The 15,193-nt window shown below is 44.9% G+C and carries 12 protein-coding genes and 2 pseudogenes; 4 read left to right on the plus strand and 10 right to left on the minus strand.

Annotated features, from left to right (window positions below; translation table 11 throughout):
• The 10 genes and pseudogenes from HMPREF9420_RS14655 to HMPREF9420_RS07135 form a co-directional block, all read right to left on the minus strand.
• A partial coding sequence (locus HMPREF9420_RS14655) for a helix-turn-helix domain-containing protein (protein WP_147625711.1) occupies positions 1-113 on the minus strand: 113 nt, incomplete at its 3' end.
• Positions 114-294: 181 nt separating this feature from the next.
• Positions 295-1,583 (minus strand): annotated as a pseudogene (locus HMPREF9420_RS15075) (recombinase); the annotation flags it as partial.
• Positions 1,584-1,840: 257 nt separating this feature from the next.
• A complete protein-coding gene (locus tag HMPREF9420_RS07105; RefSeq protein ID WP_007134859.1) occupies positions 1,841-2,560 on the minus strand; it encodes a DUF6371 domain-containing protein in 720 nt (239 codons plus the stop codon).
• A 27-nt stretch (positions 2,561-2,587) separates the two neighbouring features.
• Positions 2,588-3,523: an AAA family ATPase gene (locus HMPREF9420_RS07110; protein WP_007134860.1), complete on the minus strand. Its 936-nt coding sequence runs from the start codon at positions 3,521-3,523 to the stop codon at positions 2,588-2,590.
• Positions 3,524-3,570: 47 nt separating this feature from the next.
• Complete coding sequence (locus HMPREF9420_RS07115) at positions 3,571-3,867, minus strand: helix-turn-helix transcriptional regulator (RefSeq protein WP_004377847.1); 297 nt, start codon at positions 3,865-3,867, stop codon at positions 3,571-3,573.
• Positions 3,868-4,058: 191 nt separating this feature from the next.
• Positions 4,059-4,625 (minus strand): hypothetical protein, encoded by a 567-nt coding sequence (locus HMPREF9420_RS14675; protein WP_007134861.1) that lies wholly within the window; start codon positions 4,623-4,625, stop codon positions 4,059-4,061.
• The gene (locus HMPREF9420_RS14680; protein ID WP_007134862.1) at positions 4,612-4,980 is read right to left on the minus strand and encodes a hypothetical protein; all 369 of its coding nucleotides are present in this window, start codon (positions 4,978-4,980) and stop codon (positions 4,612-4,614) included. Before HMPREF9420_RS14680 ends, HMPREF9420_RS14675 begins: the two co-directional genes overlap by 14 nt.
• Before the next feature lie 3 nt (positions 4,981-4,983).
• Positions 4,984-6,237 carry an ATP-binding protein gene (locus HMPREF9420_RS07125; RefSeq protein WP_007134863.1) on the minus strand — a complete coding sequence of 418 codons (1,254 nt, stop codon included), beginning with the start codon at positions 6,235-6,237 and terminating at the stop codon, positions 4,984-4,986.
• A gap of 124 nt (positions 6,238-6,361) precedes the next feature.
• A pseudogene (locus HMPREF9420_RS07130) lies at positions 6,362-7,849 on the minus strand (phage integrase SAM-like domain-containing protein).
• A 596-nt stretch (positions 7,850-8,445) separates the two neighbouring features.
• The gene (locus HMPREF9420_RS07135) at positions 8,446-9,726 is read right to left on the minus strand and encodes a Gfo/Idh/MocA family protein (RefSeq protein ID WP_044078830.1); all 1,281 of its coding nucleotides are present in this window, start codon (positions 9,724-9,726) and stop codon (positions 8,446-8,448) included.
• Between the two features lie 604 nt (positions 9,727-10,330).
• On the opposite strand from HMPREF9420_RS07135, the gene HMPREF9420_RS07140 reads away from it, so the two are divergent.
• From HMPREF9420_RS07140 to ybeY, 4 genes are all read left to right on the plus strand, one after another.
• Complete coding sequence (locus HMPREF9420_RS07140) at positions 10,331-10,591, plus strand: membrane protein (RefSeq protein WP_007134868.1); 261 nt, start codon at positions 10,331-10,333, stop codon at positions 10,589-10,591.
• A gap of 331 nt (positions 10,592-10,922) precedes the next feature.
• A complete protein-coding gene (locus HMPREF9420_RS07145; protein WP_007134870.1) occupies positions 10,923-13,553 on the plus strand; it encodes a thiol protease/hemagglutinin PrtT in 2,631 nt (876 codons plus the stop codon).
• 480 nt (positions 13,554-14,033) lie between these two features.
• The gene (coaD, locus tag HMPREF9420_RS07150) at positions 14,034-14,498 is read left to right on the plus strand and encodes a pantetheine-phosphate adenylyltransferase (protein WP_044078831.1); all 465 of its coding nucleotides are present in this window, start codon (positions 14,034-14,036) and stop codon (positions 14,496-14,498) included.
• Between the two features lie 29 nt (positions 14,499-14,527).
• Positions 14,528-14,959, plus strand: a complete 432-nt coding sequence (gene ybeY, locus HMPREF9420_RS07155) for an rRNA maturation RNase YbeY (RefSeq protein WP_044079156.1) — start codon at positions 14,528-14,530, stop codon at positions 14,957-14,959.
• The last annotated feature ends 234 nt before the right edge of the window (positions 14,960-15,193 follow it).

Consider the following 15,193-nt stretch of genomic DNA (forward strand, 5'->3'; position numbering starts at 1 on the left):
AGGCGGACATACTTGCGAACAGTGTTACGGGAAGTATGGAACGTGGATGCCGTTTCCTTGATACCCATCCCTGCCGCATAACATCTTAAAATGTTCTTGATTCTTTTATTCATTTGAATAGATTTTTATTATTACCCCTTACACCAGGACTCGGGTTCTCAAATCTACACAAAAAAACTCTAACGACACTTGTACTAAGTGGTCAATATTATTTTGACCAAAAGGGGCAATCATTTTATGGCCAAAGTGAGCAATCCTGTTTGCCCAAAGGGGTTAAAGTAGAGTGGCTTTTCCAGGACGGGTGAGGAGAGCCAGAATCGTGGCACCATTACGCCTGTCGCTTGACTCTTTAGAAAGATATTCGTTGATGGCTGTAACCTGAGGGAAGGTAAAGTGCTGCAATTTAGTGTCATGGGCAAAGTCGATAACGGCATTAATGGCATTTTGGCAAATGATAGTGAATCCTCGTAGGAAATCTGTTAGCCCAGCCTTCATTGTAGCGATAATGTTATCACGTTGCAGCAACTCTTGCTTGAGGTCAACCTCCCGATTCTTCGATTTGGTAAGCAATCCTTTGTAGATACGCTCTTGTTTATTACATTCAGCAAGCCAGAAATCAGCACGATTCCGCTCCTTAGTTATCTCCTCTTTATAGGTAATGGTTAAGGTTTCTACTTGCTGAGCAACCACTTGTGGAATTGCAGCAACTTGTTTTTTCATTTCTTCATTTTCCGCCTCCAATTGTGCATACTTGCCCTTTCCTGCAAGGTTGGCCAAGCCCGACAGGATGGCGCTGCCATTCTCTCGATTGGCTTTTTCCTGCTTGTCGTGGATTTCTCTATCCAACTTTTCACAGGCGAGAACTTTCTGCTCGTTCTCCTTTGCCAGCTTCTCCGCTTATTTCTTGCTTTCATCCAACTCACGCTTCTGTTTAGCCACGATATAGTCATTCCGTTCCAGATGCAGTTTGCCCGTCTCCAACTTGGAAACGCCGCGCTCCATTCCCAATGCCTCGGCCGCCATGTCCTGCACGAGGCTGATGTCCTCATTGTCCAGCTTGTAGGACTTACCTGTCTCGTGGTTCATCCTGTCCCAGATGACATGGGCGTGATAGTTAGACTTCCATGTAGATGTGTCATTCGGATCAAGACAATGCCCTCGTCACGATGGAGGTGTATCTGTATGGCCGTAATGCCGAAACGCTGTCGACAAAGGTCTGCGAAATGTTGCAACTGCTCCATGGTGGTGTCTGCCTTGCACACCACGACGCCCTCACGCAAGGGAGTACAGCCGGCTATCTTGGTTACCTTGCCCGTCTTCTTGTTGATTCGCTCCCGTTCCTTGGTCTGCATGGCCCTGCCCGTCTTTTCCTTCACCATTCTGCCAATGGCATCGTAATACTGCCGCAAGGTCATATCGCCTTGCAGTTCCGATGTCCACGATTGGTTCTCAGGTATCAGGTCTTTCCTAATATAAAGCTTCTCTGCATTGATGTGGTCGAGATATGCCTTTGTCCGTTGGTTGTGTGCCTCACTTTGCCCGATATTGCAGGGCTTGATGTGTACCGATGTCATTTGTGTCATAACAAAAGGGAATTAAATGATTGTTTTTTTTCTTTTCATAAGGTTCTTAGGGAGGCTCCCTAAGCGGAGAGTCCAGAGAGAGGGTCACGCTCTGGTCAAGGGAGCTTGGGGGCAGATGCCATCGAGTGGAGGGTGCAGGGGGAGAGTCATCCCCGCCGGTTCTCCAAGGCTGGCCTTGGGCTCACAACTACGAAAGCGCAGCGGGTAGTTATAGTGGGCTATAACAAGGACAGAGCCCTATTCTTCCCCCCCCGAGTTCAAGGACTGCCACGACCTCTGATTCTGTCAATCAGGTATCGGTTAATGTCCCGATGGACAAAGCCACGGTCCACCTTGAACCTTGCCCCGAACTGCTCTTCCCAATAATCACAGCTTATATCATCAGGGAAAAGGACCACCCGCTTGCCAGCCAGTTTACTCATCATGTTATTGGTGAGATTGTAGCCTTCTCCAACCGCCAACCAGTCAACGGCCGGTTCCGCCAGCGTACCCAGCAAGGCTGTTTTTTCCTCCTGCACAATGGCGACAGGCTTGTTTGAAAGCAGATGCTCGCCAAAGAAGACCTCATCATCCGTATAATAGTCAAAGCAGTACCAGCTATAAAGATGCTCCACTAAGGACTCTCTTTGCAGGATTACTCCACTCTCAGTATCAAAGTACTGCACACTTCCTCCTACAACCTTGTTGTTCCGGTTAATCCGAGGCAGCACCGTGCCATAATGTCCGTTCACAAGTTTGGTAACGGCTCCCAGATGAAATCTCATAATTAAACTATCAATAGCCGACAATATCTTGGAATCATAACCAGTAGTCTTATCTAGATAATCCGTAAGAGAAGAATAATGGCATCCTATATCCTGCTTGGGTATCTCTATCAACATCCGATCATTGGGCGCAGCCTTAGTCGCCGATATTCTCTTCAAGTCCTGATTTCCCATTTTTGCTATGCGTTTTATGCAGTTTATGCACTTATGCATATTGCATAAACTGCATAAAGTGAATAATCAACGGTTCAAGAGCCTTGACACCTTGCTTTGGGTGATACCGCATTCCCTGGCTATGTCCTGCTGCTTCATGCCATGCGAGGACAATTCCCTGACCCTTGATTTCAGTTCCTCACGCCCGCTGGTACCTGTTGTTTCCAGATGGGCGACCTCCGTGTCATAGCCGCGAAAGGTAAAGCAAAGATTGCCGTCCTTGTTCTTGGCTCGCTCATACAGAGCCACATTGTCGGCATCGAGCACAACTTCGCCGTTGCGCCACTTACACTGCTTCACATAGACCAACGACTTGTCACGGACTGACTGCCCCAGTCCCACGGCATCGTCTATCAACTGGTTGAGTTTGGCGGAGCCTTGTATGGCCGACAGGGAAAGAGGGACTGAACCGGAGAACATCTTGGGAACATGGTTGAGGACGACCAGCGTCCAGTTATACTTCCGTTTCAAGGCGTTCAGCGATGCCATGAGCGAGCCCGCGTCAGAGCTTTTGTCAAGCGACTGGCTGAATGCGGTAATGTTGTCGATGAACACCACTTCCGCAAGATTCGCCACGGCTGCTTTTTCTATTCCCTTCAATACATCATCAACGAGATTGTCTCTGTCCATCTCCGCACGGAAGAAGGTAGGAGGGAAGTCCGGAACCTCGTACCGCAGGGCCAGCTGACGCAGTGTCATCTCAAAGTCGGTATAGAGCACGCGCTTCCCCTGTGCGGCAATATCCCTTGCCACCTGCATGGCGAAGATGATTTTGCCGATGCCTGACTGTCCGAAGATGATGCAAAGATCACCTTCGAGGACAATGTTCGGATAGAGAACCACAAGAGGCGGCAAAGATTTGGCCGCCTTCAAGCAGTCGTTCATGGATGCCACATGAAAGCTACCCGCATCAATGGCATCTTGTTCCTGCAACTGCTGAAAAGAGGAAATAATATAATCCACCTCTGGCGGTTTGGGGGATATTCTTACTAAGTTCTGCCATAGCCATACTACCTGCTTACAGAATCAGAAGAAAGTCCATTTGCTATCAGTGCATCCACTTCCTGCTTAGAATATAGGTTGCGTCTGCCAATCTTATGGACATGGATGTCGCCACGCTTTTCCATGCGCCACAATGTGGTATAGGTGATGTGCAAACGGGCGCACAGCTCGTCACGGGTGTAATACTCGGTGGATGCAGTTTGAGTTGGTTCTTTCAGCAGATTCTTACCCACCATTGTCTCCAATACTTCTGCAATGGCCTCCTTGAGGTCTTCCTTTTGCAGCATTATGAAATTTCCTTGCATGTCTCTTGGTTTTAAAAGTTTGCTACAAAAGTATCATGGAATTACATGACATTATACCCATATAGGTACTACATGGTAACTATATGGGTATGGACGCATTTCCTCCTATGGAACGGAATGCTTGTATAGTAAGAGGAATACATGAAAAAGCCCATGCAAGACTGACTTACACGGACTATGGGTTTCTTCTTTTAGCGGAATATAGATTCCACGATTTCATGGTCAATAGGCAGCTTGCCCGTCTTGTTGGTATAGGTGTTCTTGTAATTGGCCAGTCCGGAAACACCGAATAGGGTTTCAAAAGGCTTCCAATATGTTTTCTTCTTGCCGTCCTGCTCCGCTTTGGATAGCTTCAAATGTTCACAGGCACAATCAGCGAAATAGGCTAACAAGGAGTTTGTCTTTTGCCAGTGATATTCATTATCACATAACCTCAACAAAATTGCTTTGTCAAGAATCTGTCTGGCAGCTTCTGTTTGAAGTTCGGCTGGCAGGGGAACAGGTTTGTTCTCGATATCACCTTTGTCATTGGGTGTAATCGCCAAGCCATGAATCAGTCGGGCTTCTTCCGTCTGGAGTTCGGTTGGGATGGGATTAGGCTTGTTTTCAATTTCACATTCATCATCGAGTGTAATCTCCAATCCAAAGAATCGATTCCAATCATCCTGAGTCTTGATGCCATTTCGCATACTGGTCTCAACTAATTGCTGCTGTAAATCGGAATAGGCGTTCTTCTCTAATCGTTCACGGGCTTTCATCAGTCTTGACGATGATTTTTGAGACAATCGTTTCGTACAGATTGCCACAAAATAGCCAGTATTTTAATGTGTTCTTTATCCTGTTTAGACGAATAAAACTCATGTTTCCTTCACTGAACAGAAATACTATCGCTGTTACAATGGTGTCACCAACTCTCGTGTAATTGTTGGAAAACAGAATGGAGAAGTCCCTCTGACTCACAATATGTTCCAGTTTCAATGATTTGGCAGTATAAGCATAGAGGTGCATTACCGCTTCAAACGACTGCTTCTTCAAATCGTTGATGATGCGGTCTGCCGTTATCTTGTTGGCTTGATACCATGTTAGAAAATATACTTTGCATTCTGGTTCCATAAGTTACAGTTTTAAGCTGTCCTTATCCAACAGAAAATCGAGTAAGCCTATGGTTACGATCCCTTGTTCGTCCCGTTTAGTCTTAATATCATCTTTCACGACGATAATTTTCTTGAAGGAGTCATTGATAAATGAAAAAGAAGTCTTTTCCTGACGCTCCTTTTCAATGTTTGGCATGGCAAAAGCAGACTGTATATAGTACCTGTCGCTTCCCTCATTCACCACGAAATCAACTTCATATTGCTGGCGGATGCTTTTCCCGTCAATTTTTCTCTTAACATCTACCATGCCGACATCTACATTATAACCTCTCATTCGCAACTCATTATAGAGAACATTCTCCATAATATGATTTTCTTCTTGTTGACGGAAATTCAAAATGGAATTTCTTACTCCTAAATCGCAAAAATAGTATTTGGACAAGGATCCAATGTATTTACGTCCCTTAATGTCATAACGTTCTGCTTCTTCTATCAGAAAGGAGTCTTTTAGATAGGAAATGTACTTTACTACTGTGGGATAGGACAAATCAACATTCACTTTACTCTTAAAGGTGTTAGTCAATTTGTTCGGATTACAGGATGAACCTATAAAAGAAGACAGCATCTTTGCCAATTCCTCAAACTCATGCTCTTTAATCTCATGTCGTTCTTTTATGTCAGTCAGATAGGTTTTGCGATAAACATTATAAAGGTAGTCACTTTTCTTCTTATCACCTACTAAAGTCAATACGTGAGGTAACCCGCCGTAGGTATAATAGTCTTTCCATGTACCCTGCTTATCTCCGCCTACGGCTGCATAATACTCAGAGAAAGAGAATGGATACATGTGTATTTCATCGCTTCTATCCCGAAACTCTGTTACGATGTCATTCGAGAGAAAATGAGAATTGCTACCTGTTACATAGACATCCACATTCTCAATATGCAACAAGCTGTTTAGAACATCCATAAACTCATCTACCATCTGTATTTCATCCATAAGTATAAAATACAACTGGTTATCCCTGACTTGCTGGCGGATATATGCCAACAAAACGTCAGGATTTCTTAGCTTTTGATTGATGCGGTCATCCAAAGCAATAGAGATAATGTGATCAGCAGGTATGTTCTGTTTCAACAAATAATCACGAAAAAGAACTTGTAAAAGTGTGGACTTGCCACACCTTCTCATACCTGTGATTACTTTAATAAAACCATTTTCTCGTCCGTCAATCAGCTGCTTCAAATAGACGTCTCTGGGAATTGTCGCTCTCATATTTTAAGTTTTTGCCCCATGGAGCACTTTTTTCAATGGCAAAGATACAGTATTTATTTTAAAACAAGACGTGTAATTTGAAAAATATGCCACCTGTGGCATATTTTTCAAATCAACTCGTTCATTACAAAGACGCGAACAATTCTTTTCGGTCCTTTTCACTCATTTTTTCAATAGTTCCAAGACCATTTGCCTATCAGTAGCTTTGTTTTGTCTTTCTTCGTTCAAAAGGTACCAATTATATTCCAACATCTTATCCAAAGGATAGGCACCAATATAGTTAGATGTTATATCTCCATTTCCATTATGCCCCATACTATCACTAATATATTTGTATGGTACTATACCAGAATTATTCAGATTGGTAGCGAAACTATGTCGAGCCCAGGTAGATGAAGGTTTTTGTTCTATGCCAAGCAGCTCTACCACCTTCGCCATATGCTCACGAATATAGCGATTATATCGTTGGATTACCCATACTTCTTGTTCTGGAGTTATCCACTCACTCATAATCGGGAACACACGCTTGTCAAGTTTAGGCTCATTGCCATACTTGTCTATAATCTTTTGTAGTTCTGGAGTAATGGGAAAGATGACCTCACTAGCACTCTCGTTTCTGTCTCTCGTTTTATGACGTAAGAATCGGAGTTGCTTTCCATGTGTAGCAAAATACCAACCATCATAAGTCAGTCGCAAGGTGTCAGCCAAATTTTGTCCGTCACCCAGATACATAAATAGGAACAGCCCTAAATCACGAAAGACGGCGTGTTTCTCTTTTGGAAAGAATAACTCCTTGCCTTTTTCGTCTTTGGCTTCGTCTCTTTCCCAAAAGTCATAAAGCATCTTCATGGTAGGAACATCAAGGAACTCATGCTTACGACTACACACCTTATTGTAGCCCGTGTCTTTGAACATTTCTTTAGTACTTCCTTTAATCAAGCCACGGTCAATGCAGATATTTACAATGGTGCGGAATGTGCGCAATGATATTCCAATGGATGTTGTACTAAGCTCATTTTTCTTCATTACCTTTACCCAATCCAGAATAAAGTTGTGACTTATATCACTTAAAGATACATCTTTTCCCATATCCCGTACAAACCTCTTTAATATATCCTCACTGCACCGAGCTGTTCCTGCCTTGCCATCGTCGCGCTTGGATACAATAAAAGATTCCCAAATGGAGTAGATTGTACTATCGTCATCTTTCCTCCCTTGATGTCGTTCCTGGAGTTTTCTCAAAGAAAAGTTTCCCTCATCGATGAATTGATTTACAAGAGTAGCCACTTTCTCCATCTTGTTTTTTTAATTCCTTTCGTTCTGAGGCTTTCTTGTTTCGTGATTATTTCTCACATTCACATAGTTCTATCCCATCTGTTCCTATATATGATTTCCCTATCCGCAGAAAAACTTTCTTACCAGCATATGCTATACGAATAGCGACAGGGGAAATTTGGGAATAATCGCCATCTATTCTTCTGGGATCCAACATAAGTGTACCTGTAACTTTCCCGTTGGAAGAAACGAACTTTGCAAGCGAGGTTTCTCCCCTCTTTCGATACTTTTGAGACATATTTCCCACTTCCGTGAACTTTCCCTTGACTTTTTCCATTATAATTCTCCTTTTAACAGGGGATTCACGAAATCATCCGTGAACTTTTGGTGAACTTTCTGAATAAAAACTGCTGTAAGTCTAAGATATTTCTTGGAACAAATAAATAATATAACTTATTTATCTTCAGGCATCTAATATTATTTATAATTTCATGAAATATACATCAAATAGCCTCATAATCTGGAGGTCATAGGTTCAAGCCCAGGCTGGTCCACTTTGAATTCAAGCACTTACAAATATCTTGTAGGTGCTTTTTATTTTAAATGTGTTTTTTAGGAGGAAGATGTTTGCATTTCAAGGAAAAATCATTTTCGGCCATGGCCGAAGATGGGAATAAGCTGAAAAGGAAGTTTCGGCCGCGGCCGAAAAGGTGAAATGTGCATGAAAGGGAATTTCGGCCGCGGCCGAAGAAGAAAAAACGCTAAAAAGAGAGTTTCGGCCATGGCCGAAAATATAAATATCGCGCAATTCTGAGTTTCGGCCACGGCCGAAAGAGTTTAAAACAACGATAGAGAGGCTCGGCTTGCGCTACTAATGCAATTATGGAAACGTTTTAATTGTCTACGGGAGGATAAGATTAAAATGCGTGGTTTTTATCTGACAAAGCCTGCGCCACGCGTGAAATCGGGAATCATTACAGGCATTGAGCCATGTTCGATAGAAAGTTTTGAGAGTTCTGCGATGCTACACCATTCCGCCAAATCATAAACATCCATATCTAAGGGAAGTCCCTGTTGCAGACAATGAGCCAATCGCAAATCCATGAAATAAGACATGCCCCCACGTGGATCAAGCTGCTTGGCTAAGTTTATTGTCTCGGGACGAAAGTCGGGAGCATAGCTATGGAGCAACGTTTCTATCTGCGAAGCACTCAACAACACACTATTCTCATCAATGTCTATGCCCACTTTAGCGGCCGATTCGCGACTGAGCATAATTTCTGGAGTTGGATATTTGGCTGCGTAACCCTGCGTTCCGATAACCTGGAACATACGGTTATATGGACGTGGGCTCATCACATTGTGTTGGATAAGAATAGTTTTGCCTTTCAATGTGCGTATCGTCGTTGACGTTTGGTCACCATTGGCAAAGAAACTGCAAGGTGTCTGCATCACCTTTTGATAAATTTGTGTTCCTATGAAGGCATCCGTCTGCATCGATGTAAGATAGTACATGCGGTCGGTTTTATGCATGTTTAGAAGTTTACAAGCTGGTCCGATGCTGTGTGTGGGATAAACATCGCCACTATTTTGCTGGGCATAAGCCATGCGCCACGGCGTCCAACGGTCTCCAATGGGGTGCGCGTAGCCGCCTTCCACATGAATCAGTTCACCAAACAGACCTTTTTGAGCCATTTTTTCGACCGCCATTTCAAAATCATCATACACGGTGTTTTCCAACATCATACAATGTTGTTGCGTGCGTTCGGCTGTGTCTATCAGCTGCCAGATATCTTTTAAGGAGAGCGCAGCAGGCACTTCGACGGCCACATTCTTTCTGTTTTGCATGGCATGGACGGCAATCGGCGCATGCGAAAGCCAGTCTGTGCAGACATAGATGAGGTTAACGGCGGGCAGTTGGCACAATTCGATGTAGGCTGATTCGCCACTAAAGACGGCGGGGCGCGGCTTGCCTAATTGTGCAACTTGCCTCGAAACTTCCTCTGCAGTAGACTTAACGCTGTCGCAAACTGCCACGATTTCGACGCCGGGGATGTGGCACCAGCGCATCACCGCTTGCCGACCACGAGCGCCGACGCCCACAAAGGCCACACGCAACAGGCGCAATGGCGGGAGCGTTAGCGAGAGAACATCGCGCTGATTCGCTGCGCGAACTGGGGTGAAAGTCTCTATTGGGTGCATCGTAGATGTCATTTCGATTGTGATTTTGTTTTAATTGCTGTGCAAATATACCCAAAAAAGTGAGAAGAAGAAAGGCAAACGGATGAAATGAATGCAGAAAAGGCTGCGATTCTGCCTATTGAAAGAGGGAGAAAGGGAGCGGAAAGCAAGAAAGAGAAGGTTGGCAAAGGCCGAACGACAGGCCACGATGTGAAACACAAAGTAAAAGTAAGCCGACAAAGATTAATTTGAAATATATTGCTCATCGTTTGCAGTATTCAAGATATATTTCGTAATTTTGCGATGTGATAACGAGTTGATTTATACGCAATTTCAATGGAATCAACATTCAGCTACAAGCCGAAAGGCGCGCCGCCAGCACCGCTGATTAACGAGCTTCGATTCTAAGCGCAAACAGATTCAAGTTTGAAGAGAGGCACAAGCAACGCACCACATCACGCAAAGAGTAGGTTGTCGACTGCTAACGCAAAACAGAATGCAACAACAATGCGTTCGTTTCTATCAGCAGCAAAGGATATATTCGGGAGAAATTGATAACATTTTTATTTTTATAAGCACAAGGGCTGCGGTGTTAGTAATAACCCGTTGCCGAATAATTCATTAAAGTTTAAAGACTATGACAAAAGAAAAGTTCTTCACAAACTTAGGTTGGGTGGGTATGGCGACATCGGTTTTGATGTATATTTTCTATATCGCCCAGATTGATAACAACCTCCATGGTCAGAAAGGTGCCTTCATTCAACCATTTATGGCGGCCATAAACTGCACATTGTGGGTTGGTTATGGTCTCTTCAAAGAGAAGCGCGATTGGGCTCTTGCCTTAGCAAATGCACCGGGTATTATCTTTGGTTTGATCACCGCTTTCACCTCTTTGTAAGCCAAGCGGAAAGAAATTAGACGAAAAATAGCATAAAATCTATGTACGAAGTCCCTCGACAGGCACAATGACTGCTTTGTTGAGGGACATTTGTTTGAATGAGTTTACAGGCTCATCTCACCCACTCGCCGCTGCTCAGTCAGCATGGCTGTTGTGCTATTCGGCCCTATCCACTCACTCAAAACGAGCCGTTTTTCTGCCCATTTCCTTTCGGTTATCCCCTAAAAGAGACTGAAAAACAAACGTTTACATGAGGCTTTGTCAAAAGAAAGACCTATCTTTGCAGTGATACTTCATTATAACGGACGAAAAAAAGATATAACAACACATCATGCTAAGACGCTTGAAAGCCTTCGTTGAGCCTCGACAAACGCCTCGTTTCACGGCTCTTTTATTTGCATTGCTATGCTCTTCTGCCTATGGTTTCGCCAAAGAAATTACGCCAAACAAGGCATTGGAGATTGCCAAACGATACATTACTCCCGCTGTTGTGACGCAAAAGTCACGCGCAACTCGCGCTACCTCTGCGGCTGCTTCCACCCCTTTTTATCTCTATAACGACAAGCGTGGGCAGGGCTTTGTCATCGTTTCGGCCGATGATGTTATGGGCGAGGTGTTAGCTTACAGCACAAAAGGTTCACTCGATACCACCAAACTGAATCCTGAAGCGCGGTTCTTGTTACAACAATATCGCGAAGTCTATCGCGCCCTTCAACAATATCCACAAACGAAGTCGCGTGCCCTCGTCGCCTCATCTCAAACAGATGAAGTTGCGCCATTGCTGAAATCACACTGGGGACAGGGTGAGCCCTATAACCAACAGACCCAATATGTCACGGGATGTGTAGCCACTGCAATGGCTCAACTCATGTATTTTCATCAATGGCCTAAGCGCGGTCAGGGAGAGAACTCTTATACTGTGGCCTTTGATCACACGCAACGCACGGCCAACTTTGCAGCGTCTGAATATGCTTGGAAACAGATGTTGCCCGACTATCCGCACGGATCTTACACACAACAACAGGCCAATGCCGTTGCAAAACTCATGAATGATGTCGGCATTTCGGTATTTATGCAATACACCTCTGGTGCAAGCAGTGCCTCAAACTATGCTGCGGCACAAGCCTTTCGCAATCATTTCGACTATGATGTAGCCATGATTACGAAGCAGGATGAAGGCACTTCACACTTCTTGGAGATTGTACAGAGCGAGCTACGGAAAGGCTTTCCGCTCTATATCTCTGGCAATTCAAAGAATAATGCAGCTGGACACGCGTGGGTAGCAGACGGCTTTGACCGCAACGGAATGGTGCACATGAACTTCGGTTGGGATGGACAGGCCGACGGATTTTATTCACTTTCGGCACTCAGCCTCAGCACTTCAGGAAAAGAATTCAATGGGAGACCATTGGCGTTCAACAGACAACTCATGGTCATGGCAGTGCATCCAAATCGTCAAGGCACACCTCCCATTGACGAACAACTGCGTGAAGGTGCGCCAAACTTAGCCTTCACCATCGAAGGAGACATGCACTTCACGGAGACACCTCCCACAACTACGGGCACCGAAGCCCATATTACGATTAATCATTTCACAAATCAAAGCAGCCAACCCTTTTGTGGTGACCTCGGCATTGGCATCTTCTCGGCCGACGATTCGCCTGTGCGCATCTGCCCATCAACCTTTCATGAGGCAGGCGGATACACCGTTTCGCGCTTTGCCGACTATGGAGGCAAGATGTCACCCAGTGCACTTATCAACGAGGATGTGACGATTCCACTCAAACTTTCAGGTCTTGCCGACGGACAATATACGCTTTCAGCCGTTGCCTGCGAACGCCACGCGTCGGGTGATTTCGGTTCATGGACAAAGCTGAAAAAGGCACCACGCATCGTGTTTAAGGTTGAAGCGGGTCACATTTCCTATCTCGAAATGCCGTCAACTGCCCCGGCTTTCCAGCTCATGGCTGCCCCAACGTTTGACAAGCCCCTTTATTCGGGTGCGAAGAACACGGCCCATGTCATGCTGCGCAAACTCAATGCACTGCCTTTTGACGGTGTGGTGAGCCTCGAATTTATCGGTAGCGATGGCCTGCCGGCAGCCACTTTCACCACCGAAAAGAGTGTAGACTTTGAGATGTTTGCCACAACGCGCGTAACGCTTCCTTTGTCGTTGCCTGAACATCTCACGCCGGGGGATTATGAATTGCGCCTTAGTGTCATCAAAGACTATACCCAAGAGACTTGCATTGTGCGTTCCGTCAACATGCAAGCACCTACGCATGTGAACGTAGAACAACGCGACCAACGCAACATTTTGTTTAACAATGTCTTGGGAATTGTGCAAGATAACTCGGGAGAAAGCATTCCGGCAGACAGAATTGACCAGAGAACAACGCCGCTGTTCAAGCTTGGATGTATCGCTTTCAGCCGTGAACAAGCCGAATATACCGGTCCCATCACGCTGCAACTTGTAGATGACGAGGAGAAACGGAGCATCGATCTCAAGACCAATCCGGATGCAATCAGCCTCAACCATGAGGCAAACACCTTGCAAATCATGAGCGGATGGTTGCGTGCAAGCGACCTAAAAATCATCAATAATCGTGACTATCGCCTTACATTGACAGGCAAACAAGGCGATAAAGTCATTGACCTCTGGCCCGAAGACGTAGCGCCTTTCATCGTGTCTATTGTCAATGGGCCTTACAATCAATATCCTGATAATGGGACAGACGGCATTGATGAGGTGGCGCAGGCAGCTGATGTGCGCTTCAATGGCAGTCTGCTTGAGGTGAGTCAAGAGGGATTGCAGCGTGTCAGTGTATATCATCCGAGCGGCATTCTGGTAGCAAACAAAGACATAAAAGGCCAAAACCATGTGGCCATTGCCCTTCCGCATGGCCTATATCTCGTGAAAATCACGACACAAAAAGGCAGCTTTACGAAGATGGTTAGATAGCAGGCGTGGCATGGGCAAGGCTGCCTTGTGACCTAAGAAAAAGCAAGGCAAACGCCGTTGGCAGCCTGTTGGCAAGATATTGTCTTTCAAGGTGTTACCCTGTTCCTTATGAACATCACCGCCATTTGCGGCATTTCATCGCACAAAATGGCGCAAATCACGGCGTAAAATAAAGGAGATTAGCGCGCTATTTGACGCAAATCATGGCATCGAAGCCATGGAATGGCTTCACACATCCCAAAAGCTTGCCCCCAAGTTGCGCCCCTTTTACCCTCCATTTCCTAAGCATTCTACTCCCCTCTCCTTGGAGAGGGGCCGGGGGTGAGGCTTTGTTTCCCTCTCCTTTTTTCGTTATGGGGCTGGCAGTTCGACCTTGTTTCCCTCTCCTTCTTTCGCTATGGGCCTAAGGCTTTGCCTTTCTTTTCATTTCCAAACCAAAACATTTGCATTTGAAGTAAGAATATATTAATTTTGCAAATGATGGAAAAAGAAAAGCGGATAGCACTCTTTACGGGCACGTTTGACCCCTTTACAATCGGTCATCAGAACATTGTTGACCGTGCACTCCCCCTATTCGACCACCTCGTTATTGCCGTTGCAGTCAGCAAACTCAAGCATACGAGCGAAGAAATTGAGGCACGTGTGGCAGCCATTAAAGCCGTTTATGCCGACGAAGAGCGCGTCACCGTGAAGTCATACGACGACCTTACGGTTGACATGGCACGCAGAGAAGGCGCACATTTCATTGTGCGTGGCGTGCGATCGGTAAAAGATTATGAGTATGAACGCGAGCAAGCGGACGTCAATCGGCAGTTGAATGGTGTTGAAACCATACTGTTGTTTGCCGACCCTTCGCTATCAAGCATCAGCAGTTCCTTGGTGAGAGAGCTACGCTTCTTTGGCAAAGATGCCGACGAATGGGTGGCAAAACCAAAACGAAAATAAGGAAAATAAGGATAAACAAGTTCAATGTTATGATTACATACAACACAGATGGCGTCTCAATGCCTAAGCTAAAGAAACGCATTATCAACCGATGGATAAAGCAAGTTGCAGCAACCTATGGGCGAAAAGTGGGCGATATAGGCTATATGTTCGTTGACGATGCAAAGATACTACAGGTGAACAACGAGTATCTTGGCCACGATTATTACACCGACATCATTACATTTGACTATGACGAAGACGACATTGTGAGTGGCGATCTCGTGATAAGCATAGACACAGTGAAGTCGAATGCCGAATTGTTTGGAAAGGAATATGAAGACGAACTCCATCGTGTCATCATCCATGGCATATTGCATCTTTGTGGCATTAACGACAAAGGACCGGGTGAACGCGAAATAATGGAGGCCAATGAAAACAAGGCTTTGGCAATATTGAAAGCCTTAGAAGAAAAACAATAAGAAGAAAACACACTTTTGTTTGAATGAGATGAGCCTGCGTGTTGTGGCTTGTCTTCTTATCATTCAGCACAACCAAACTTTAAAAACAAAAAATATGCGACCTTCAACAGGCCGCATATTTTTTATAATGTCCATCATGTTGCTCTTTCAGAAGTTTTTGGTTATGAAACCAAAATCATCATGATGGAACCTGATTCATTATAACTCTCTAAACAAATAATTTTTGAATGCGAA

This window comes from Segatella salivae DSM 15606 (genome assembly GCF_000185845.1).
Classification (GTDB): domain Bacteria; phylum Bacteroidota; class Bacteroidia; order Bacteroidales; family Bacteroidaceae; genus Prevotella; species Prevotella salivae.

Excerpts from the sequence above, each read along its gene's own strand:
- ybeY (WP_044079156.1), top strand. The coding sequence starts at position 14,528 with ATGATTACATACAACACAGATGGCGTCTCAATGCCTAAGCTAAAGAAA.
- HMPREF9420_RS07105 (WP_007134859.1), bottom strand. The coding sequence starts at position 2,560 with ATGCATAAGTGCATAAACTGCATAAAACGCATAGCAAAAATGGGAAAT.
- HMPREF9420_RS14675 (WP_007134861.1), bottom strand. The coding sequence starts at position 4,625 with ATGAAAGCCCGTGAACGATTAGAGAAGAACGCCTATTCCGATTTACAG.
- HMPREF9420_RS07115 (WP_004377847.1), bottom strand. The coding sequence starts at position 3,867 with ATGCAAGGAAATTTCATAATGCTGCAAAAGGAAGACCTCAAGGAGGCC.
- HMPREF9420_RS07145 (WP_007134870.1), top strand. The coding sequence starts at position 10,923 with ATGCTAAGACGCTTGAAAGCCTTCGTTGAGCCTCGACAAACGCCTCGT.
- coaD (WP_044078831.1), top strand. The coding sequence starts at position 14,034 with ATGGAAAAAGAAAAGCGGATAGCACTCTTTACGGGCACGTTTGACCCC.
- HMPREF9420_RS14680 (WP_007134862.1), bottom strand. The coding sequence starts at position 4,980 with ATGGAACCAGAATGCAAAGTATATTTTCTAACATGGTATCAAGCCAAC.
- HMPREF9420_RS07125 (WP_007134863.1), bottom strand. The coding sequence starts at position 6,237 with ATGAGAGCGACAATTCCCAGAGACGTCTATTTGAAGCAGCTGATTGAC.
- HMPREF9420_RS07135 (WP_044078830.1), bottom strand. The coding sequence starts at position 9,726 with ATGACATCTACGATGCACCCAATAGAGACTTTCACCCCAGTTCGCGCA.
- HMPREF9420_RS07140 (WP_007134868.1), top strand. The coding sequence starts at position 10,331 with ATGACAAAAGAAAAGTTCTTCACAAACTTAGGTTGGGTGGGTATGGCG.